Origin of the sequence: Erwinia persicina, assembly GCF_014838825.1 — a bacterium.
GTDB lineage: Bacteria > Pseudomonadota > Gammaproteobacteria > Enterobacterales > Enterobacteriaceae > Erwinia > Erwinia persicina_A.
On sequence record NZ_JACYMO010000006.1, the window covers coordinates 99,448 to 122,439 of the forward strand.

Annotated in this window: 17 protein-coding genes and 1 pseudogene; 17 read left to right on the top strand and 1 reads right to left on the bottom strand. The window is 55.5% G+C overall.

Annotated elements, in window-relative coordinates:
• The first annotated feature begins 21 nt into the window (after nucleotides 1-21).
• The 13 genes from pbpC to IFU29_RS15430 all read left to right on the top strand — a co-directional run bounded on the left by pbpC (nucleotide 22) and on the right by IFU29_RS15430 (nucleotide 15,972).
• Entirely contained in the window at nucleotides 22-2,337 is a 2,316-nt protein-coding gene (gene pbpC, locus IFU29_RS15370) for a penicillin-binding protein 1C (RefSeq protein ID WP_191934695.1), read from the top strand.
• A gap of 219 nt (nucleotides 2,338-2,556) precedes the next feature.
• Nucleotides 2,557-2,988 carry a nucleoside-diphosphate kinase gene (gene ndk, locus IFU29_RS15375; protein WP_062744669.1) on the top strand — a complete coding sequence of 144 codons (432 nt, stop codon included), beginning with the start codon at nucleotides 2,557-2,559 and terminating at the stop codon, nucleotides 2,986-2,988.
• Between the two features lie 168 nt (nucleotides 2,989-3,156).
• Nucleotides 3,157-4,326 carry a bifunctional tRNA (adenosine(37)-C2)-methyltransferase TrmG/ribosomal RNA large subunit methyltransferase RlmN gene (locus IFU29_RS15380; protein WP_191934696.1) on the top strand — a complete coding sequence of 390 codons (1,170 nt, stop codon included), beginning with the start codon at nucleotides 3,157-3,159 and terminating at the stop codon, nucleotides 4,324-4,326.
• 77 nt (nucleotides 4,327-4,403) lie between these two features.
• Nucleotides 4,404-5,135: a type IV pilus biogenesis/stability protein PilW gene (pilW, locus tag IFU29_RS15385; protein ID WP_191934697.1), complete on the top strand. Its 732-nt coding sequence runs from the start codon at nucleotides 4,404-4,406 to the stop codon at nucleotides 5,133-5,135.
• Nucleotides 5,125-6,117, top strand: a complete 993-nt coding sequence (gene rodZ / locus IFU29_RS15390) for a cytoskeleton protein RodZ (protein WP_191934698.1) — start codon at nucleotides 5,125-5,127, stop codon at nucleotides 6,115-6,117. The genes pilW and rodZ overlap by 11 nt, the downstream gene beginning before the upstream one ends.
• 39 nt (nucleotides 6,118-6,156) lie before the next feature.
• Nucleotides 6,157-7,278: a flavodoxin-dependent (E)-4-hydroxy-3-methylbut-2-enyl-diphosphate synthase gene (gene ispG / locus IFU29_RS15395; protein ID WP_062744679.1), complete on the top strand. Its 1,122-nt coding sequence runs from the start codon at nucleotides 6,157-6,159 to the stop codon at nucleotides 7,276-7,278.
• A 79-nt stretch (nucleotides 7,279-7,357) separates the two neighbouring features.
• The gene (gene hisS / locus IFU29_RS15400) at nucleotides 7,358-8,635 is read left to right on the top strand and encodes a histidine--tRNA ligase (RefSeq protein ID WP_191934699.1); all 1,278 of its coding nucleotides are present in this window, start codon (nucleotides 7,358-7,360) and stop codon (nucleotides 8,633-8,635) included.
• A gap of 37 nt (nucleotides 8,636-8,672) precedes the next feature.
• The gene (locus IFU29_RS15405; protein ID WP_191934700.1) at nucleotides 8,673-9,293 is read left to right on the top strand and encodes a tetratricopeptide repeat protein; all 621 of its coding nucleotides are present in this window, start codon (nucleotides 8,673-8,675) and stop codon (nucleotides 9,291-9,293) included.
• 96 nt (nucleotides 9,294-9,389) lie between these two features.
• Nucleotides 9,390-10,571, top strand: coding sequence for an outer membrane protein assembly factor BamB (gene bamB, locus IFU29_RS15410; protein WP_191934701.1), 1,182 nt, complete (start codon nucleotides 9,390-9,392; stop codon nucleotides 10,569-10,571).
• A 219-nt stretch (nucleotides 10,572-10,790) separates the two neighbouring features.
• Nucleotides 10,791-12,290, top strand: a complete 1,500-nt coding sequence (gene der / locus IFU29_RS15415; protein WP_062744687.1) for a ribosome biogenesis GTPase Der — start codon at nucleotides 10,791-10,793, stop codon at nucleotides 12,288-12,290.
• A gap of 65 nt (nucleotides 12,291-12,355) precedes the next feature.
• Nucleotides 12,356-12,577, top strand: a complete 222-nt coding sequence (locus IFU29_RS15420; RefSeq protein WP_191934702.1) for a YfgJ family double zinc ribbon protein — start codon at nucleotides 12,356-12,358, stop codon at nucleotides 12,575-12,577.
• Between the two features lie 262 nt (nucleotides 12,578-12,839).
• The gene (locus IFU29_RS15425) at nucleotides 12,840-15,266 is read left to right on the top strand and encodes a glucose/quinate/shikimate family membrane-bound PQQ-dependent dehydrogenase (protein WP_191934703.1); all 2,427 of its coding nucleotides are present in this window, start codon (nucleotides 12,840-12,842) and stop codon (nucleotides 15,264-15,266) included.
• A 172-nt stretch (nucleotides 15,267-15,438) separates the two neighbouring features.
• Nucleotides 15,439-15,972, top strand: a complete 534-nt coding sequence (locus IFU29_RS15430; RefSeq protein WP_191934704.1) for a hypothetical protein — start codon at nucleotides 15,439-15,441, stop codon at nucleotides 15,970-15,972.
• A gap of 30 nt (nucleotides 15,973-16,002) precedes the next feature.
• Here the strand turns inward: IFU29_RS15430 and xseA are convergent, their stop codons facing one another.
• Nucleotides 16,003-17,379, bottom strand: coding sequence for an exodeoxyribonuclease VII large subunit (gene xseA, locus IFU29_RS15435; protein ID WP_191934705.1), 1,377 nt, complete (start codon nucleotides 17,377-17,379; stop codon nucleotides 16,003-16,005).
• Nucleotides 17,380-17,550: 171 nt separating this feature from the next.
• On the opposite strand from xseA, the gene guaB reads away from it, so the two are divergent.
• The 4 genes and pseudogenes from guaB (at nucleotide 17,551) to IFU29_RS15455 (ending at nucleotide 22,838) form a co-directional block, all read left to right on the top strand.
• Nucleotides 17,551-19,017: an IMP dehydrogenase gene (guaB, locus tag IFU29_RS15440; RefSeq protein WP_062744697.1), complete on the top strand. Its 1,467-nt coding sequence runs from the start codon at nucleotides 17,551-17,553 to the stop codon at nucleotides 19,015-19,017.
• Between the two features lie 93 nt (nucleotides 19,018-19,110).
• Nucleotides 19,111-20,691, top strand: coding sequence for a glutamine-hydrolyzing GMP synthase (gene guaA, locus IFU29_RS15445; RefSeq protein ID WP_191934706.1), 1,581 nt, complete (start codon nucleotides 19,111-19,113; stop codon nucleotides 20,689-20,691).
• A gap of 308 nt (nucleotides 20,692-20,999) precedes the next feature.
• Nucleotides 21,000-21,647, top strand: a pseudogene (locus IFU29_RS15450) (tyrosine-type recombinase/integrase); the annotation flags it as partial.
• A gap of 79 nt (nucleotides 21,648-21,726) precedes the next feature.
• Nucleotides 21,727-22,838 (top strand): IS3 family transposase gene (locus IFU29_RS15455; protein ID WP_191934707.1). Its coding sequence is split into 2 segments (ribosomal slippage): nucleotides 21,727-21,988 and nucleotides 21,988-22,838, totalling 1,113 coding nucleotides; the frame shifts between segments, so codons are not numbered across the junction.
• Nucleotides 22,839-22,992 lie beyond the last annotated feature (154 nt).

Sequence of the window (22,992 nt, forward strand, 5' to 3'; positions counted from 1 at the left end):
TGCCGCGAGGCGTTTGCTGCGATGAAACGGCTGCTGCAAAATCTGGCGGTGGCGCTGGGATTACTGGCGCTGCTGCTGGCAGGCATCCGGCTGTGGCCGCACCCGCCACTGTCCCACGGGGTGCCGCTGTCAACAGCGTGGTATGACCGGCACGGTACGCTGCTGCGTCTGTCGTTGGCCAGCGACGATCGCTATCGTCAGTGGACGCCGCTGGAGGCCATTTCGCCGCTGGCGGTGGACGGGCTGCTGCTGCATGAGGACCGCTGGTTTTATTATAATCCCGGCGTCAACCCGCTGAGCCTGGCACGCGGCTTCTGGCGCAGCTATGTGCTGGGAAGCAGCCGGCAGGGAGGATCGACTGTCACCATGCAGCTTGCCCGCATGCACTGGAAGCTCAATACGCGCTCACCCGGTGGCAAGATGGTTCAGGTATTACGGGCGATCCAGCTCGAACTGAGCTACTCCAAACACGATATTCTGGAGGCCTATCTTAACGCTGCGCCTTACGGGCGAAACATTGAGAGCATCGGCGCGGCCAGCCTGATCTATTTTAATAAACCGCCGGCGGAGCTGACACTGGCAGAGGCGCTGACGCTGGCGGTACTGCCTCAGTCACCCAGCCTGCGGATGAATCCCCGCAGCGGTGAGGTCAGTCCTCCGCTGATGCAGGCGCGTAACCGCCTTTTTCAGCGGTGGCAGCACGCCCATCCCACCGACAGCAGCCAGCAGGCCCTGTTCAGATTGCCGCTGGCCCTGCGCCAGCCGCAGAATCTGCCTTATATTGCCCCCCATTTTATTGAACAGTTGCAGAACGGGGAGCGGGCGTCACGGGTCGACACCACGCTTGATGCCGGCCTGCAACAATTGGTGGAAAAACAGGTCAACGCGTTTATCCGCCGTAATCAGAGCCGGGGCATCCACAATACGGCGGTGCTGCTGGTAGACAGCCGCGATATGGGCGTACGGGCGCTGGTCGGGTCAGCCGACTATTACAATCGCCAGATACAGGGTCAGGTCAACGGCACGAATGCCAGGCGCTCACCGGGGTCGGCACTGAAACCCTTTATTTATGCGCTCGGCATGGAGCAGGGGATCTTACATCCGATGACGGTGCTGAAAGACGTTCCTTACTCTTTTGGCAGCTATGCGCCGGAAAATTTTGACCGCCGCTTTCTCGGGCCGGTCACCGCCACCGATGCGCTGAATTTCAGCCGTAATATCCCGGCGGTGACCATTGCTTCCCGGCTGCACCAGCCGGGTTTTTACCAGTTTCTTCAGCTGGCCGGCATCAGCGGGCTGGCCAGTGAGAAACATTACGGACTGTCGCTGGTTCTGGGCGGCGGGGAAGTGACGGCGCAGGAGTTGGCAAAACTCTATGCGATGCTGGCAAACCGGGGGGCGCTGCGGGCGCTGCGGATGCGGGAACAGACGCCTCAGCCACCGGCATTCCGCCTGCTGAGTGAAGAGGCCAGCTTTATGACGCTGGATATCCTGCGCCAGCACCGTCGCCCGGGGGATACGCTGGCACAGCGTCCATCATCGCTACCGGTCTACTGGAAAACGGGAACGTCCTGGGGCTTTCGTGATGCCTGGAGCGTGGGGATCTTCGGCCCGTATGTGCTGGTGGTGTGGCAGGGGAACTTTAACGGCCAGGGGAATAACGCCTTTGTGGGCGTAGAAGCCGCCGCGCCGCTGTTCTTCAATATCATTGATAGCGTCATCGCCAGCTATCCCGGGCTGCGTGAACCTGAACACCGCTTTCCGCCGCATCTGAAGCGCGTGGAAATTTGCCTGCCGAGCGGAGATCTGCCGACGCAGTGGTGTCAGCAGCGTGGACGCAGCTGGTTTATCCCCGGAAAATCACCGATCAACGTGGATACGGTGTACCGGCCACTGCGCATCGACAATCACAGCGGTCAGCCGGTCTGTGCTCCCTGGGATCCGCAAGCCAGTCACGTTGAAGTGTTTGAGTTCTGGCCCTCAGACCTGGCCCAGGTCTTTATGCAGGCGGGCCTGCCCAAACGTGCTCCGCCTTCGGTAAGTTGCCAGCAGGGGGCGGTGGAGGGGGATGCGCCACGCATCACATCGCCGCTGAGACATACGACTTACCAGCTACGGCAGTCGCAGAAGGGGCGGGACAATATCAGCTTCAGTGCGGTGACCGATGCAGACAGCGCCACCGTTTACTGGTTTGTCGACGATGTATATCTTGGCTCAAGCGCCAGTAAGACGCCCCTCGACTGGCGGCCTTCCCGCCCCGGTAAATACCGTATCCGGGCAGTTGACGATCGCGGCCGGGCAGACAGCCGGGTGATCAATGTGGCCTTAATCCGCTAATTTCAGACGGATCCCCAGGCGCTTTTCTGGTCATCGATTGCCTGCCTGCGTAAAATAGTCGCAGGTGGGGAAAAAATGTCGCGATGAGGATCGGATTTTTCGATAAATTATTGAATCTCCGGTAGGCATCTCACGCGATGCCCCCTATAATCTGCGGCCATTTTCCCGGCCGGGAACCGTTTTCGCGGCTAAACTCGAAAGATAAGACAAGGGTCAACAATGACTATTGAGCGTACATTTTCCATCGTAAAACCAAACGCTGTGGCAAAGAATGTGATCGGTGCCATCTTCAACCGTTTTGAAAGCGCTGGCTTCAAAATCGTTGGCAGCAAAATGCTGCACCTGAGCAAAGAGCAGGCAGAGGGTTTTTACGCGGAACACCAGGGCAAACCGTTCTTTGATGGTCTGGTTGAATTCATGACCTCCGGCCCGGTGGTGGTTTCCGTACTGGAAGGTGAAAATGCCGTGCAGCGTCATCGTGATCTGATGGGCGCAACGAACCCGGCGAACGCGCTGGCCGGTACCCTGCGTGCTGACTACGCGGACAGCTTTACCGAGAATGCGACTCACGGTTCTGATTCTGCCGAATCTGCTGCCCGTGAAATCGCTTATTTCTTCGGTGAAGGCGAAATCTGCCCGCGCACCCGTTAATCCGGCTGCCTGACGGAACGGGGTTTACAAAAAAAGTGAGTTTGCTCCTTTAACCCTTATCACGTCATGAGTACAATAATGCGCCCCTGAGCTGTGTTCGGGGGCGCTTCTATTTTATTCACTCCAAACCCAGTGCCATAACGTGTAACAACGAGGCCAGAGAAAATTATGTCAGAACTTATTGTGACGCCGTCGCCTGCATCTCCTGCAATCGCCACCCCTAAAAAAGAAAAAGTGAATCTGCTCGACCTCAACCGTCAGCAGATGCGTGAGTTTTTTGCCGGTATGGGAGAAAAGCCGTTCCGTGCCGATCAGGTCATGAAATGGATCTATCACTACTGCTGTGATGACTTCGATGAGATGACCGATATCAACAAGGTCTTCCGGAACAAGCTGAAAGAGGTTGCCGAAATCCGTGCGCCGGAAGTGGCTGAAGAGCAGCGCTCGACAGATGGCACCATCAAGTGGGCTATCCAGGTCGGCGGCCAGCAGGTCGAAACCGTTTATATCCCCGAAAAAGACCGCGCCACGCTGTGTGTTTCTTCCCAGGTGGGCTGTGCGCTGGAGTGTAAGTTCTGCTCGACAGCGCAGCAGGGCTTTAACCGCAACCTGCGCGTATCCGAAATTATTGGTCAGGTATGGCGTGCGGCGAAAATTATCGGTGCCACCAAAGTTACCGGCCAGCGTCCCATCACCAACGTGGTGATGATGGGCATGGGGGAGCCGCTGCTCAACCTGACTAATGTGGTGCCGGCGATGGAAATCATGCTGGATGACTTTGGTTTCGGCCTGTCAAAACGTCGCGTAACGCTGTCAACATCCGGTGTGGTTCCGGCGCTGGATAAGCTGGGTGATATGATCGATGTTGCGCTGGCGATCTCGCTTCATGCGCCGAATGACACAATTCGTGACGAAATTGTGCCGGTCAACAAAAAGTACAATATTGAAACGTTCCTGGCCTCGGTCAGCCGTTATATTGGCAAGTCCAACGCTAATCAGGGGCGTGTCACCATCGAGTACGTGATGCTCGACCACGTCAATGACAGTACCGATAATGCCCATGAGCTGGCAGCCTTGTTGAAAAACACGCCGTGTAAAATTAATCTGATCCCATGGAACCCCTTCCCGGGCGCACCTTATGGACGCAGTTCGAACAGCCGCATCGATCGCTTCTCTAAAGTGTTGATGGATTATGGATTTACTACTATTGTGCGTAAAACCCGTGGTGATGATATCGATGCTGCCTGCGGCCAGTTAGCCGGGGACGTGATTGACCGTACCAAGCGCACACTGAAAAAGAAAATGGCCGGTGAAGCGATATCTGTGAAGGCGATCTGAAACCCAGCCTTATCCGCGGTTGACCCTGGTGAGATTGGCGTACGATAGTGCGTTAATACTGACAGGGAGTCACAGAGATGCGAACAGGGCGGGCTGCCGTTTTGCTGCTGGTGCTGCTGGCGAGTTGCCGGACATTACCGCAGCCGGACGGGCTGGTTGAAACACGGATTCAGTTAGGAATGGCGTATCTGGCACGCGGCAACAATGACGCCGCACGCAGGAATTTACAGCGTGCGCTCGATCTTGCCCCTGGGGATTACCGCAGCCAGCTGGCGATGGCACGTTACCGACAGCAGACTGGCGATACCCGCAGCGCGCAGTTACATTATCGCCGCGCCCTTAAATTAGCAGCGCAAAACAGCTATGTGCTTAATAATTACGGTGCGTTTCTCTGCGGATTAGGGCAGTATGATGCGGCACAACGGCAGTTCCGCAGGGCCATGGATGATTCAACCAACGGGCTTCGTGCTGACAGTGTTGAAAATTCGGGCTACTGCTTTTTGAATGCCGGGCAGCATGAAAAAGCCTATCACGCACTGATGGACGCGGTGCGGACCGAACCAGCCAAAGGATTGCCTATGCTGGCAGAAGCCGAAAGGCGATTTGGAAAGGGAAAACGCGCAGAATCGCGGGTTCTGTTGGATATTTACCAACAAAACTTTCCGGTTTCGGCAGAAAGCCTGTGGTTAGAGATTCGCTTCGCCGCGCAGGCAAATCAACTCGATGACGTTCAACATTATGGGGTACAGCTTGCGCGAATTTTTCCACACTCGATACAGTACCAGCATTTTTTAGCTAATGAATACTGAAGCCACTCAAGAAAAATCTAGCGTAAATTCAACAGGCGAGCGCCTGCGTGGTGCCCGTGAGCTTATGGGCCTGACTCAGCAGAATGTTGCTGAACGCCTCTGCCTGAAACTTTCCACCGTTCGTGATATTGAAGAGGACAAGTCGCCTGCCGATCTGGCGTCGACATTCTTGCGTGGCTATATTCGCTCCTACGCACGCCTGGTGCGTGTGCCGGAAGAAGAGCTGCTACCGATGATGGCAAAACAAGCCCCGGTCAGAGCCGCAAAAGTTGAACCGATGCAAAGCTACTCCCTCGGAAAACGCCGCAAAAAACGCGACGGCTGGTTGATGATCTTCACCTGGCTGGTGCTGTTTGTTGTGGTGGGCCTGACGGGAGCCTGGTGGTGGCAGAATCATAAAGCCGCTCAGGATGATCTGGTGACGATGGCCGATCAGAATGCTTCACCTGAAGGGGATAACAGCCAGTCCATCCCCTTAACTGACAGTAACGCCAGCAGCGGTGCCGATAACGGCTCGCAGACGGCGATTCCGTTAGACACTACGCCAGCAGAGTCGGCGAACACCAGCAGTGCACCTGCTGCTGCCACGCCGACGGCGGAAGCGCCCTCTGTGGCGAACACGCAGGCTGACAATACTCAGCCTGCCGTGGTTTCACCAAGCCAGGCACCGGTTGATACCGGTGCCAGTGGTCAATTGCCTACCAGCAGCGCAGGCGTCAGCCAGCCTGCAGTTGACCCGAATGCCGTCATTATGAATTTTTCCGCCGATTGCTGGCTGGAAGTGACCGACGCCGCAGGCAAGAAATTGTTTAGCGGTATTCAGCGCAGCGGGGGCAAACTGAGCCTTGCTGGTACAGCACCTTATCGTTTAAAAATTGGTGCGCCAGCCGCAGTACAGATTGAGTATCAGGGCAAACCTGTCGATCTGAGTCGTTATATCCGTACTAACCAGGTTGCTCGCCTGACTTTAGGTGCGCAATAACGCATCTTCTCTGGTCTCGAGTAATTGTGGAGAAAGAATATGCATAACGAAGCACCCATTATCCGTCGCAAATCAAAACGCATTTACGTCGGCAAGGTGCCCGTGGGTGACGGTGCACCTATCGCCGTTCAGTCCATGACCAATACCCGTACCACCGACGTTGCCGCGACGGTCGCCCAGATCAAAGCGCTGGAACGTGTCGGTGTCGACATCGTACGTGTCTCCGTGCCGACCATGGATGCCGCGGAAGCTTTCCGTCTGATCAAACAGCAGGTTAACGTCCCGCTGGTCGCTGACATCCATTTTGACTACCGTATCGCGCTGAAAGTGGCCGAATATGGGGTGGACTGCCTGCGCATTAACCCCGGCAATATCGGCAACGAAGAGCGCATCCGCTCAGTCGTTGACTGTGCACGCCACTACAATATTCCTATCCGTATTGGTGTGAACGGCGGTTCGCTGGAAAAAGATCTGCAGGAAAAATATGGCGAGCCTAATCCCCAGGCGCTGCTGGAATCCGCCATGCGTCACGTGGATATTCTTGACCGTCTGAACTTTGATATGTTCAAAGTCAGCGTCAAGGCCTCCGATGTGTTTCTTGCCGTTGAATCCTATCGGCTGCTGGCTAAGCAGATCGACCAGCCGCTGCACTTAGGCATCACCGAAGCCGGTGGCGCCCGAGCGGGCGCGGTGAAATCCGCCATTGGTCTTGGCCTGTTACTGTCTGAAGGCATTGGCGATACCCTGCGTATCTCGCTGGCGGCGGACCCGGTGGAAGAAGTGAAAGTCGGCTTTGATATCCTGAAGTCGCTGCGCATTCGCTCACGCGGGATCAATTTTATCGCCTGCCCGACTTGTTCACGTCAGGAATTTGACGTTATCGGTACGGTGAATGCGCTAGAAGAGCGGCTGGAAGATATTATCACCCCGATGGACATCTCTATCATTGGCTGTGTAGTTAACGGCCCCGGTGAAGCGACCGTTTCCACCATGGGTGTGACTGGCGGCAGTAAAAAAAGTGGTTTCTACGAGGACGGCGTGCGTCTGCGCGAGCGTCTTGATAACGACAATATGATTGACCAGTTGGAAGCGCGCATCCGTGCGAAAGCCACCATCCTGGACGCATCACGCCGGATTGATATCCAGCAGGTCGAAAAATAATTAATCGCGCCCGGTAATGCCCTGGGGACCACAACGGTGGGTTATCCCGGGGCGGGCACTCATTGATGAGAACATTGCAGTGGCGAAAAATATACAGGCCATCCGTGGCATGAACGACTATTTACCCGCTGACACGGTCGTGTGGCAGCGGATTGAACAGATCCTGAAACAGGTGTTAGGCAGCTACGGCTTCAGCGAAATTCGCCTGCCGATTGTAGAGCAGACCCCGTTATTCAAACGCGCTATCGGTGAAGTCACCGACGTGGTTGAAAAAGAGATGTATACCTTCGACGATCGCAATGGTGAAAGCCTGACGCTGCGTCCCGAAGGCACCGCTGGCTGTGTGCGTGCGGGCATTGAACACGGTCTGCTGTACAATCAGGAACAACGCCTGTGGTATATCGGCCCCATGTTCCGCTATGAGCGTCCGCAGAAAGGCCGCTACCGTCAGTTCCACCAGATTGGTGCCGAAGTGTTTGGCCTGCAGGGGCCGGATATCGATGCCGAACTGATCATGATGACGGCCCGCTGGTGGAAAGCGCTGGGTATCGCCGATCACGTGAGTCTGGAGCTGAATTCTATCGGTTCCCTGGACGCGCGTGCGAACTACCGCGATGCACTGGTGGCCTTCCTGGAACAGCATATTGACGTGCTGGATGAAGACTGCAAACGCCGCATGTATACTAACCCGCTGCGCGTGCTGGATAGCAAAAACCCGGACGTTCAGGCGCTGCTTAATGACGCGCCAACGCTGGGTGACTACCTGGATGAAGCATCCCGTGAGCATTTCACCGGGCTGTGCAGCCTGCTGGATGATGCCGGCATCGCTTATACCGTCAATCAGCGTCTGGTGCGGGGTCTCGACTACTATAACCGTACGGTGTTTGAGTGGGTTACCAGCAGCCTGGGTTCCCAGGGCACCGTCTGTGCCGGGGGCCGCTATGATGGTCTGGTCGAACAGCTGGGTGGGCGCGCAACGCCGGCCGTCGGTTTCGCGATGGGCCTGGAGCGCCTGGTCCTGCTGGTGCAGGCCGTTAATCCGGAGTTTGAACCGACGCGCATTGTTGATGTCTATGTTATCGCTTCGGGTGAGGGCGTGCAGAGTGCTGCGATGAAGCTGGCAGAACAGCTGCGCGATGCGCTGCCTGAACTGAAGCTGATGACTAATTTTGGTGGCGGCAACTTTAAGAAGCAGTTTGCGCGTGCAGACAAGTGGGGCGCCCGCATTGCACTGGTACTTGGCGAAGACGAAGTGGCTAATAGCCAGCTGGTCATTAAAGATTTGCGTAATGGTGAGCAGCAAACGCTGGCTCAACGTGATGCGGCAACCGCGCTGGCGTCACTGTTACAGCGTTAAGCCCCTGCAGCGGCACGATTTAAAGGAGTAAGATTGCGTGGAAGTATATAGCAACGAAAACGAACAGGTAGATGCGCTGAAGAACTTCTTTGCTCAAAATGGCAAAGCATTAGTGGTCGGCGTCGTTCTGGGGGTTGGGGCACTGCTTGGCTGGCGTTACTGGAGTCATCACCAGGACAGCGGGTCGCGCGAAGTCTCTGCCTCTTACCAGCAGGTCACGTCGGCGCTGGACGCCAGCAAACCTGCCTCGCTTGATGCGGTGGCGAAGTTTGCCAGTGAAAACAGCAATACTTACGGTGCGCTGGCTTCACTGGATCTGGCAAAACGCTATATTGATAATAATCAGTTGGATAAAGCCGTACAGCAGCTGAAGAGTGGCCTGAAAAGCACCAAAGATGCCAACCTGCAGGCCGTGCTGAATCTGCGCCTTGCGCGTATCCAGCTTCAGCAGAAACAGCCTGACGCCGTGTTAAAAACCCTGGATAGCGTTAAGGGTGACGGCTGGGCAGCCATCGTGGCTGACGTGCGCGGCGAAGCGTTACTCAGCAAAGGCGACGCAAAGGGTGCACGCGATGCGTGGACTAAGGGGATCGACTCTGATGCCTCATCGTCGCTGAAAGAGATGCTGCAAATGAAAGTGAATAATCTGCCGGGTTAATTTCCAGCCTGTCACCGCAGCAACGGCGAATGCTGGCTGCTGCGGGATTGGTATAAGGCTCTAATATTTGGCCTGAACAGGCACAAGAGGGATTTCATGGAATTGCGTAAGTTACTTCTGCCGGGACTGATGTCAGTCACTTTACTCAGCGGATGTTCATGGTTCAGCGGTGAAGAGGACGTGGTGAAAATGTCACCACTGCCAACGGTTCAAAACCAGTTCGAACCACAAAAAGTCTGGAGCACTTCGGTTGGCGATGGCGTAGGTGATTTTTATTCCAACCTGCACCCGGCCTGGGCAGAAAATACCGTCTATGCTGCTGACCGCCACGGCGTGGTGAAAGCCCTGAACTCCGGCGACGGCAAAGAACAGTGGAAAGTGGACCTGTCGGAAAAAACCGGTTTCTTCTCCAGCAATATCCCTGCACTGCTTTCCGGTGGTGTGACCGTTGATGCGGGCCATGCCTATATCGGCAGCGAGCGCGGTCAGGTATTCGCACTGAACACCAGCGATGGCTCGATCGCCTGGCAGACCACAGCGGCGGGTGAAGTACTGTCCCGTCCGGTCGTCAGCGATGGTCTGGTACTGGTTCACACCAGTAACGGTATGCTGCAGGGTCTGGATCAGACCAGTGGCAATATCAAATGGACCGTTAACCTCGATGTTCCGGCGCTGAGCCTGCGCGGCGAGTCTGCACCAGCGACGGCATTTGGCGCGGCCATTGTTGGCGGCGATAACGGTCGTGTCAGCGCCGTGATCATGAACCAGGGCCAGATTATCTGGCAGCAGCGCATCTCCCAGCCAAGCGGAGCGACTGAAATCGACCGCCTGGCGGATGTGGATACCACGCCGGTTATTGTTAACGGTGTGGTTTACGCACTGGCCTACAACGGTAACCTGACGGCGCTGGACCTGCGCTCTGGTCAGATCCTGTGGAAACGCGAAATCGGTTCAGTCCATGACATGATTGTTGATGCAGGCCGTATCTACCTGGTGGATCAGGATGACCGCGTGATTGCCCTGAATACTGACGGCGGAGTGACTCTGTGGCGTCAGAGCGATCTGCTGCACCGTAACCTGACCTCGCCGGTGCTGTATAACGGCTACCTGGTGGTCGGTGATGCAGAAGGCTACCTGCACTGGATCAATACGGATGACGGGCGTTTTGTTGCGCAACAGAAACTGGACAGTTCTGGCTTCCAGACTGAACCTGTGGTTGCCAGCGATAAGCTGCTGATCCAGTCCAAAGACGGTGAGGTTTACGCGATTACGCGTTAATTCGCCGGTCAGTTTGAGCCCCAAAAATCACCGTCTGCCACCATCGCGGCAGGCAGTGAGATGAAGGGTAAGCGGCTCCTGATTGTTCAGGGGCCGTTTTGTTTTATCCAAGGCGTGTTATTCTAGGCGCCATCGGCCTGAGTAGAGCGGCAGTTAATCTGCCTGCACAGCGAATAATATCGCAGCCAGGCGCTTATTTTTTAGTTATGAGGCTTCACTATGGTACCTGTGGTCGCGCTGGTCGGGCGTCCCAATGTGGGAAAATCCACCCTGTTTAACCGTTTGACGCGCACACGAGATGCGCTGGTGGCAGATTTTCCCGGGCTTACCCGAGATCGCAAATATGGCCGCGCCGAAATAGAAGGGCGTGAGTTTATTTGTATCGATACCGGTGGTATCGACGGTAATGAAGAGGGCGTGGAAACGCGCATGGCGGAACAGTCGCTGCTGGCGATTGAAGAGGCCGATGTCGTGCTGTTTATGGTTGATGCGCGTGCCGGGCTGATGCCTGCAGATACGGCTATTGCCAAACATCTGCGCTCGCGCGACAAACCAACGTTTATCGTGGCGAACAAAACCGACGGTCTGGATGCGGATTCTGCCGTCACTGACTTCTGGTCGCTGGGGCTGGGTGAAATCCATGCGATTGCCGCCTCTCACGGGCGCGGTGTGACCAGCCTGCTTGAGCTGGTGCTGCTGCCGTGGATGGACGTGGTCGCGCCTGAGCGTGAGCTGACAGAAGAAGAAGAGAACGAAGCCTACTGGGCGGAGTTCGCGGCGAAAGAAGCCAAAGCCAGCGGTGAAATGCCGGAAGATGAAGAAGATGACTTTAACCCGCTGGATCTGCCGATCAAGCTGGCCATTGTCGGTCGTCCGAACGTCGGTAAGTCAACACTCACTAACCGCATTCTTGGTGAAGAGCGCGTGGTGGTCTATGACATGCCGGGTACCACGCGCGACAGTATTTATATTCCGATGGAGCGCGACGGGCGTGAATATGTTCTGATCGACACCGCCGGGGTGCGTAAGCGCGGGAAAATTACTGAAACCGTCGAAAAGTTCTCGGTGATCAAAACCCTGAAAGCAATTGAAGATGCCAACGTTGTGCTGCTGGTGATTGATGCGCACGAAGGCATTTCCGATCAGGATCTCTCGCTGTTGGGCTTTATCCTCAATAGTGGGCGCTCACTGGTGATCGTGGTCAACAAGTGGGATGGCCTGTCACAGGAAATCCGTGATGAGGTGAAAGAGCAGCTGGACTACCGTCTGGGCTTTATCGATTTCGCCCGCATTCACTTTATTTCCGCCCTGCACGGCAGCGGCGTGGGTAACCTGTTTGAATCCGTGACCGAAGCCTACGACTGTTCTACCCGCCGTGTTAACACCTCCATGCTGACGCGCATTATGAACATGGCGGCCGACGATCATCAGCCGCCACTGGTGCGTAGCCGCCGCGTGAAGCTGAAATATGCGCACGCCGGCGGGTATAACCCGCCGATTGTTGTGATCCACGGTAATCAGGTTAAAGACCTGCCGGATTCCTACAAACGTTATCTGATGAACTATTTCCGCCGTTCACTGGAAATTATGGGTACGCCAATCCGTATTCAGTTCAAAGAGGGTGATAACCCGTACGAAGGTAAGCGTAACCTGCTGACGCCAAATCAGCAGCGTAAGCGCCAGCGCCTGATGAGTCATCTCAAAAAGAACAAACGTTGATCCGTAAGGGGGCCTGATGGCCCCCTTTGTTTTATGCTTAACCGCAAAGACAAAGGAGAGACTGAATGAACAGACCTTGCCCGCGCTGCCAGCGCCAGAACGCCACCGACGGTGGCAGCGTCTGCCCCGAATGCCAGCACCCTTTCACCGCCTGCTGCCCCGACTGCCAGCACCCACTGCACGTGCTCAAAGCCTGTGGCGCGATCGACTACTTTTGTCAGCAGGGTCATGGGTTAATTTCTAAAAAGCGCCTGCTGTGGCTGCCTGTAGCACCCGAACAGGGCTAATCCTTTCTTTTTATCACGTTAATCTTTTTGTGCGGACTCCCGACCTGATAAAGCTGGCAGTCAGCCGCTTGTTAATTTTGTGTTTAGCAAATTACGAACCTGATGGTACAATCCTGCCGCTTGCTCCCGGTGCTCTGCCACGCCAGCCGTGACTTCAGAGCCTCCGCAGTCAATGCAGGACCGGATGCTATCCGTGTAACATGTTAATAAAGATAAGGTATTCATCCAAAAAAGCCTTGTCTTCTCCAGGAGTATTTCTGCTATGCCTCAAATCAATGCCGGGTCATCAAAATGGCTGGGCCTGTGGTGTTTCCTGCTGGGTTTAATTTTACTGGCAACGGGCCTTTACTTTGTCATCGGGGGGGGAAAGTTAGTTTCCCTGGGCGGCAGCTGGTATTTCGCGATCGCCGGTATCGTCACCGTGCTCTCTGCTATCCAGTTCTTCCGCCGCCGGGCTTCCGCCGTGGTGATATATGGTCTGGTGTTTGTGGGATCGGCAATCTGGGCCGTGCTGGATGCCGGGATCGACTTCTGGCCGCTGGTGTCGCGCCTGATGTTCCTGGCAGGAATACTGCTGCTGACGCTAGTCACCTGGCCATCCCTGCGTAAGCATGAAGGCAAACCTGCGGGGGCGAAAGGCGCTTACGCGTTGAGCGCCGTGACCGTCGTCGGCCTGCTGGCCACGCTGTACGGCATGTTCCAGCCGCACCCGACCGTCGCCAACGGCCATGAACTGCCGCTGGTACCGGTGGATAAGTCCACTGAACAGAAAAACTGGGATAACTACGGCAATACCGCAGGCGGCAGCCGCTTTGTGGCGCTGGATCAGATCACCCGTGATAACGTAAAAGACCTGAAACCAGTCTGGACTTATCGCACCGGTGATATTCCTGAAAGCCCGACTGGCAGCGGCGCGGAAGATCAGCAAACTCCGCTGCAGGTCGGTGACCGCGTATTCCTCTGCACCCCCCACAACAACGTGATTGCGCTGGATGCCGATACCGGCAAGCAGATCTGGAAAACCGAGATCAACGCGCAGTCTCAGGTATGGAATCGCTGCCGTGGCCTGGCCTACTTTGACGCCAGTAAACCGCTTGAACAGCCGACGGTACCGGGCTCAACGCCGGTTAAGCCGGTAACGCTGGCCGCAGGTGATACCTGTCAGCGCCGTATTCTCATGAATACCATTGACGCACGTCTGGTGGCGATCAACGCCGAAAACGGTGAAATGTGTCAGAACTTCGGTGACAAAGGGGTAGTTGACCTGAAAGCCGGTCTGGGCGACGCCAGCGATCCGAAATACCAGTTAACCTCAGCCCCGACGCTGGCCGGTACCACCGTGGTCGTGGGTGGCCGTGTGGCCGACAACGTGCAGACTGATATGCCGGGCGGCGTACTGCGCGGCTTTGACGTTATCACCGGTGAAATGCGCTGGGCGTTTGACCCGGGCAATGAAGATCCGAATGCGCCACTGGAAGCGGGTAAAACCTACGCTCGCAGTACGCCAAACTCCTGGGCCCCCATGTCTTACGACGCCGGCATGAACACCGTGTTCCTGCCCATGGGCAGCTCGTCTGTCGACCTGTGGGGCGCCAACCGTAACGCGCTGGATCACAAATACGGGGCCTCCATCCTGGCGCTGGACGCGACCACCGGTAAAGAGAAGTGGGTTTATCAGACCGTGCATAACGATCTGTGGGACTTCGACATTCCGATGCAGCCTAGCCTGATCGACTTCCCGCAGAAAGACGGTAGCACCAGGCCCGCTATCGTATTCGGTACGAAAGCAGGGCAGATTTTTGTGCTGGATCGTTTGACCGGCAAGCCGCTGACTGAAGTGAAAGAAGTCCCGGTAAAAGCCGGCAACATTCCCAACGAGCAGTACACGCCGACCCAGCCAAAATCAGTGGGCATGCCGCAAATTGGTGCGGAAACGCTGAAAGAATCTGATATGTGGGGGGCGACGCCGTTCGATCAGCTGGCCTGCCGTATTGGTTTTAAATCCATGCGTTACGATGGCCTGTACACCGTACCCGGTACTGACCTGTCTCTGAGCTTCCCGGGATCGCTGGGTGGCATGAACTGGGGCAGCCTGTCGACCGATCCGAACAACCACTATATTTTCGCCAACGATATGCGCCTGGGCCTGTGGGTACAGATGGTACCGGTGCAGGCTGATGCGAAAGCCAGCGATGGTGGGGAAGCGGTCAACGCCGGTATGGGTGCGGTCCCACTGAAAGGTACGCCGTATGCGGTGAATAAAAACCGCTTTATGTCGCCAATGGGCATTCCCTGCCAGAAACCACCGTTTGGTACGCTGTCGGCTATCGATCTGAAAACGCAGAAGGTCGTGTGGCAGGTTCCGGTGGGTACCGTGCAGGATACCGGTCCATTAGGGATCAAAATGCATGCGCCAATGCCGGTCGGTATGCCGACGCTGGGCGGGACACTGGCCACACAGGGCGGTCTGGTGTTTATCGCCGGGACTCAGGACTACTACCTGCGCGCTTTCGATACCTCAACCGGTAAAGAAGTGTGGAAAGCCCGACTGCCGGTCGGCAGCCAGGGCGGTCCGATGAGCTATAAATCACCGAAAACCGGTAAGCAGTACATCATCATTTCTGCCGGTGGCGCACGCCAGTCGCCGGATCGCGGTGACTATGTGATCGCTTACGCCCTGGACAAATAAAGCCTGGCGATCCCTCGCTGGCCTGACAGTCAAAGCCCCTTCAGTAATGAAGGGGCTTTTTTTATTTGTTAATATCCTTTCAGCCCGTTCGCTGGCGAAAGAACGTAAGTGCGGGTGGCGTTATCGTGGCGGCGCGTTCAACGTAACGCATAATAAATAACAGGAAACGTTAATGGAAAAGATACAGAATCTGATCGCTGTTCTGAAGCAGTGTATTCCGCAACTGGATATCGCGCCCTTACAGAGTCAGACCCCGGAAAACAGTGAGCTGTTAACGGTTTTAGACTGGCTTTATCAACAGCTTAGCGCACAGAACCTGATGGTTTATGAGGAGTGGAGTGAATATAACGGCTATATTCCGGAGCTGAAAACGTTGTCTGATTTGTCAATATCCGAAGATCCGGCGAATTTTATTTTCTCCGCGATTGAAGAGATCGACTGGTCAACCGCCAGCATGGATCCCGCTGAAATCGTCTATTCACTGCCCTGGCTTGAACATATTAATTTTTATCTCAAGCCACACGCGGTCAGACTGGTCGATCTTCTGCCGTTAGAAAATGCCTATATTATCGCTGTGCGGGATGATGAAACCTTACTGCAGAAACTTCATGCCAGCCTGGAAGCTTTTGATATGGGCATCAACGAGCGGCAGCCAATGGATCAACAGCAGGTGTTAGCCGATATCAGACAGATGATTGCCGGGTAACGACCCGGACTTATCAGGCAGTCTCAACCGTCATTCAGGGGAGCGGCGTTTGCGCGGTTTTTTCACCGGGGTGATGGCAGTGACTTCGCTTTCCACCCAGCCGTCATCCAGGCGGGTTTTCAGCGTATCGCCGGGGTGCAGCTGTTGGGTCTTTTTCACCACCTGACCGTCGGCGGCCGTCGTCACGCTGAAACCGCGTGCCAGCGTTGCCAGCGGGCTGACGCCCTCAAGCTGCGCGGCAAGATTGCCAAAGCGCTGTTTATTGCCGTTGAGCTGCTGCTGCATGGCTTGCTGCAGGCGATACTGCCACTGCTGTAGCTGCTGCCCGGCGCGCTGAATGCGCATTTCCGGGCGAATGGCGCGAAGGCGCAGGTCCACGAGCTCCTGCTGGCGCGTCGCCTGGCGCAGTTTCAGCTGCATGGCATCATCCAGCCGGCGCTGTAGCGTCAGCAGCGCGGTCTGCTGCCGTGCCAGACGCAGCTGCGGGTGCTGCTGCTGCAGACGATGCTGGAGGCGGGAAAAGGTGCGCTGCTTCTGCGCAAGATAGTAGTCCATCGCCATTTCCAGCCGCTGCTGCTGGGACAGAAGCTGACGCAGCAGCTCTGTCTGGTTACGGCTGACCAGCTCTGCCGCCGCAGAAGGGGTCGGGGCGCGCAGGTCAGCGACGAAATCTGCGATAGTCACATCGGTTTCATGGCCGACGGCGCTGACGATGGGGATGCGGCTGGCATAAATTGCCCGCGCCACGCGCTCATCGTTAAAGCTCCACAGATCTTCCAGCGATCCGCCGCCGCGTCCGACAATCAGCACGTCGCATTCATTGCGCGCATTCGCCAGCTCAATGGCCCGTACGATGCCTGAGGGCGCGTCTGCGCCCTGTACGGAGGTCGGGTAGATGACCACCGGCAGGGACGGGTCGCGTCGCTGCAGGACGCGTAGCACGTCGTGTAGCGCGGCACCGCTGGCAGAGGTGATAACGCCAACCTGATGTGCCGGGTCCGGCAGCGGTTGTTTATGGCCCTGCTCAAACAGACCTTCTGACATCAGCCGCTGCTTCAGCTGTTCGAACTGCTGTTGTAGCAGCCCCTCTCCAGCGGGCTGCATACTTTCGGCAATCAGCTGATAGTCGCCGCGCGGCTCATACAGGGTGATGGTGGCACGCACCAGAACCTGCTGGCCATTCTGCGGGCGGAAGGTCACCCGGCGGTTGCTGTTGCGAAACATCGCGCAGCGTACCTGGGCACCATCATCCTTCAGGGTGAAGTACCAGTGGCCGGAAGAAGGCTGGGAGAAATTCGAGATCTCCGCGCTCAGCCAGACCTGGCCCATTTCCATCTCCAGCAGCTTGCGCACTGTTGTATTGAGACGGGTGACGGTAAAAATATTGGCGGTTGGCGGTAGCGACATGTGATGAAGATCAAACTTTAAATCAGAGGGTTAATTAACCGATACTACATGGCCCACGCAGGGGATCAAGCATTTTTCTTAAAATAATGCTGGAGGCAATCGATTACGCCCTGTATAATGCCGCGGCAATATTTTACAAGTTCTCATTCACCCTGAGGTTGAGATATTGCCATGCTAAGAATCACTAAAGAAGCCCTGACATTTGACGACGTTCTGCTCGTTCCTGCCCACTCGACTGTCCTGCCAAATACGGCCGACCTCAGTACCCAGCTTACCAAAACCATCCGTTTAAACATTCCTATGTTGTCCGCTGCTATGGATACCGTGACCGAAGCGGGTCTGGCCATTGCACTGGCACAGGAAGGTGGCCTGGGCTTTATTCACAAAAATATGTCCATTGAGCGCCAGGCGGAAGAAGTTCGCAAGGTGAAGAAACACGAAAGCGGCGTGGTGACCGATCCGCAGACGGTGTTACCGACCACGGCCCTGAGCGAAGTTAAAGCGCTCACCGAACGCAATGGCTTTGCCGGTTACCCGGTGGTGAACGGCGAAAACGAGCTGGTGGGTATCATCACCGGCCGTGACGTGCGCTTCGTGACCGACCTGAGCCTGCCGGTTTCAGCCGTGATGACGCCAAAAGAGCGTCTGGTGACGGTGAAAGAGGGTGAAGCGCGCGAAGTGGTGCTGCACCGCATGCACGAAAAGCGCGTGGAGAAAGCGCTGGTGGTGGACGACAGCTTCCACCTGCTGGGCATGATCACTGTAAAAGACTTCCAGAAAGCCGAACGTAAACCTAACGCCTGTAAAGATGAGCACGGACGCCTGCGCGTCGGTGCTGCCGTGGGTGCGGGTGCCGGTAACGAAGAGCGCGTGGATGCGCTGGTCGCCGCCGGTGTTGACGTGCTGCTGATCGACTCCTCTCACGGCCATTCCGAAGGCGTGCTGCAGCGCATCCGTGAAACCCGTGCGAAATATCCTGATCTGCAAATCCTTGGCGGTAACGTGGCAACCGGCGCGGGCGCACTGGCGCTGGTGGAAGCGGGTGTGAGTGCGGTGAAAGTCGGTATCGGCCCGGGCTCCATCTGTACGACCCGCATCGTGACCGGCGTGGGCGTACCGCAGATCACCGCTGTTTCTGATGCGGTCGAAGCGCTGGAAGGCACCGGTATTCCGGTTATCGCTGACGGCGGTATCCGTTTCTCCGGTGACATCGCCAAAGCGATCGCCGCCGGTGCGGCCGCCGTGATGGTCGGTTCAATGCTGGCGGGAACCGATGAGTCTCCGGGTGAGATCGAACTCTACCAGGGCCGTTCGTTCAAGTCCTATCGCGGGATGGGCTCGCTGGGCGCCATGTCCAAAGGTTCTTCAGACCGTTACTTCCAGACCGATAATGCCGCGGACAAACTGGTGCCGGAAGGTATCGAAGGCCGCGTGGCGTACAAAGGCTACCTGAAAGCGATCGTTCACCAGCAGATGGGCGGCCTGCGTTCCTGTATGGGACTGACCGGCTGTGCTACCATCGACGAGCTGCGCACCAAAGCGGAATTTGTGCGCATCAGCGGTGCCGGGATCCAGGAAAGCCACGTTCACGACGTGACCATTACCAAAGAGTCTCCGAACTACCGTATGGGTTCCTGATAACCCCACGCCCGGCTAAACAGCCGGGCGTTTTAATATGCCCTTAGGGTATAATCCCCGAAATTTTTGTACTACATCGCCTGGAATAGCCCAATGACGACGGAAAATATTCATAAACATCGCATCCTGATCCTCGATTTCGGTTCGCAGTATACGCAGCTGGTTGCCCGCCGTGTGCGTGAGCTGGGTGTCTACTGTGAACTGTGGGCGTGGGACGTCACCGAAGAGCAGATTCGTGGTTTTAACCCGAACGGCATTATCCTTTCCGGTGGCCCGGAAAGCACCACCGAGCACGACAGCCCGCGTGCGCCGGACTACGTGTTTAACGCAGGCGTCCCGGTACTGGGCGTGTGCTATGGCATGCAGACCATGGCAATGCAGCTGGGTGGCAAGGTGGAAGGCTCCAGCGAACGTGAATTTGGTTATGCCCAGGTTGAAGTACAGACCAACAGCGCGCTGATCCGGGACATCGAAGATGCGATCAGCCCGGCCGGTAAGCCGCTGCTGGACGTGTGGATGAGCCACGGCGACAAAGTCACGGCGATCCCGTCTGACTTCGTGACCGTTGCCAGCACCGACTCCTGCCCGTTTGCCATTATGGCCAACGAAGAGAAGCGCTTCTACGGCGTACAGTTCCACCCGGAAGTGACACACACCCGTCAGGGTCTGCGTCTGCTGGAGCGTTTCGTGCTGGATATCTGCCAGTGTGAAGCCCTGTGGACTCCGGCTAAAATCATTGAAGATGCCGTTGAACGTCTGCGTGTGCAGGTCGGCAACGATAAAGTGATTCTCGGCCTGTCCGGCGGCGTTGACTCCTCTGTGACCGCAATGCTGCTGCACCGTGCGATTGGCGACCGTCTGACCTGCGTCTTTGTCGACAACGGCCTGCTGCGCCTGAACGAAGCCGAGCAGGTGATGGAGATGTTTGGTGACCATTTCGGTCTGAATATCATCCATGTGGAAGGCGAAAAACGCTTCCTCGACGCACTGGCAGGCACAGATGAGCCGGAAGCCAAGCGTAAAATCATCGGCCGCGTCTTCGTTGAAGTCTTCGATGAACAAGCTCTGAAGCTGGAAGACGTGAAGTGGCTGGCCCAGGGAACCATCTACCCTGATGTGATTGAATCAGCCGCTTCTGCTACTGGCAAAGCGCACGTGATCAAATCGCACCACAACGTGGGCGGCCTGCCGAAAGAAATGAAGATGGGCCTGGTTGAACCACTGCGTGAGCTGTTTAAAGACGAAGTGCGTAAAATCGGTCTGGAGCTGGGCCTGCCACACGCCATGCTGTTCCGTCACCCGTTCCCGGGCCCGGGCCTGGGTGTGCGCGTACTGGGTGAAGTAAAGAAAGAGTACTGTGACCTGCTGCGTCGTGCCGATGCGATCTTCATTGAAGAGCTGCATAAAGCCGACCTGTACAACAAAGTCAGCCAGGCCTTTACCGTCTTCCTGCCAGTTCGTTCTGTCGGCGTGATGGGTGATGGCCGTAAGTACGACTGGGTAGTTTCCCTGCGTGCCGTCGAGACCATCGACTTTATGACCGCACACTGGGCGCATCTGCCGTATGATTTCCTCGGCCGCGTATCCAACCGCATCATCAACGAAGTCGACGGGATTTCCCGTGTGGTTTACGATATTTCAGGTAAACCACCGGCGACGATTGAGTGGGAATGATTTCGCGTCTGGCAACAGCCTGCACGTAAAAGCAGTAAAGTACCTCTAAGCCCGCGTAACTGCGGGCTTTTTTGTTTTTGTGTCTGGCACTTTCTGGCAGCTGTTAGCAACGGGAAGCAGGGTTTTTTCAATGGAATTTTTGATGGTACTCTCTGGTTTTGAATTCAGGTTTGAAAAAGTACCATGTGATAAATTCTGGTTGAGTTATGGTATTTGTTTTTTATAACTCAATTAAAAACAGATAGTTAAATAATTTTTCTGAATTTTTTACAACATGGTATTTTTTGATAAAAGGAAAACAATAAACCATGTTGACTGACACCAGGCTGCGTCACCTTAAGCCGAAGGAGAAACTCTATAAAGTTAATGACCGTGATGGTCTGTATGTTGCGGTCACTCCGGCTGGAACTATTTCATTTCGTTATAACTATTCAATAAACGGAAGACAGGAGACTGTTACTTTTGGCCGCTATGGTGTTGGAGGGATCACGCTTGCAGAAGCGCGTGAACGGCTCAATGAAGCCAAAAAAATGGTTGCCAGTGGAATATCGCCTGCGAGGGAAAAAGCCAGAGATAAAGCGCGTATTAAAGATGCGGAGACTTTTGGTGCGTGGACTGAAAAATGGTTACGCGGTTATCAAATGGCTGAATCGACGCGTGATATGCGGCGTTCGGTATATCAAAGGGAGTTGAAGTCAAAATTTGCCCAGCAGAAACTTAGTGAGATTACACATGAAGACTTACGCGCATTAACCGATAACATTGTCGAGAGAGGGGCACCAGCGACAGCTGTACACGCCAGAGAGATTGTATTGCAAGTCTATCGCTGGGCTATTGAGCGCGGTCAGAAGGTGGAGAATCCTGCTGATCTGGTACGGCCTGCAAGCATAGCGAAATTTGAGCCTCGAGACAGGGCATTGACGCCAATTGAAATTGGTCTGATGTATCGGTACATGTGTAAGTATCTCTGCAAAACGAACCATTCACTTTTAGAGATCTTCCGACATACTGACTATATCCCCTGAGGAGATCGCTATGCGCAAGATCCGATTCACCGAGCACCAGATCATCGCCGTTCTGAAGTCCGTCGAAGCCGGACGGACCGTCAAAGATGTCTGCCGCGAGGCCGCTATATCCGAAGCCAGCTACTACAACTGGAAGGCGAAATATGGCGGGATGGAAGCCGCTGATATCAAAAAGATAAAAGATCTTGAAGACGAAAATCGTCGCCTGAAGCAGATGTTTGCCGACCTGAGCCTGGAATGCCGGGCGCTGAAAGACGTTATCGAAAAAAAGCTTTAAAACCAGCGATAAAGCGTGAGCTCGTCAGCTATCTGACCGCGCAGTTTACGATGAGCATACGCCAGGCATGCAGGACGTTATCGCTGAGCAGGACGGTGTTTCGCTATCAACCGGACACGCGACGTGATGAACCGGTGATCCAGAGGCTGACTGAGGCGGCTGAACGCTATCCCCGCTACGGCTTTAAGAAGCTGTTCCAGGTGCTTCGCAGGCAGGGCCACGTCTGGAACCACAAGCGTGTACACCGGATTTACTGCCTGCTGAAACTGAATTTCCGGCGTAAGGGTAAACAACGTCTGCCGGTGCGTAATCCGGCTCCGCTGGCCACGCCGGAAGCACTTAACCAGAGCTGGTCGATTGATTTTATGCACGACGCCCTGACATGTGGCAGACGCTTTCGGACCTTCAACGTCGTGGATGATTTTAACCGCGAGGCTCTGGCGATAGAAATTGACCTGAATATTCCGGCGCAACGGGTTGTGCGGGTGCTGGACAGGATTGTGGCAAACCGTGGCTATCCGCTGAAGATGCGGATGGACAACGGGCCAGAGCTGGTCTCACTGGCTCTGGCGCAATGGGCTGAGGAGCACGGTGTGTTGCTGGACTTTATTAAGCCGGGTAAGCCGACGCAGAACGCGTTTATCGAACGCTTTAACCGGACGTACCGGACAGAAATCCTGGATTTTTATCTGTTCAGAACTCTGAACGAAGCACGGGAAATCACGGAGCGCTGGCTGACGGAATACAACAGTGAGCGGCCCCATGAATCCCTGAATAACCTGACGCCGGAAGAATATCGGATGATGGCTGAGAAACCGGAAATCTCAAAAAGTGTTTGGAACTAAAACGGGTGTACTTACACTTATGGCCACCTCTCTTTAAAGCATTTAAAATGATCCTGAGGTGTTTAAAGCGTGGCAATTCAGTTAGGGATAATAGAACGAATGCGTTTTTGATTGAAATGTAGTTGCCAGATATTGGTCTAAACCAATATCTGGA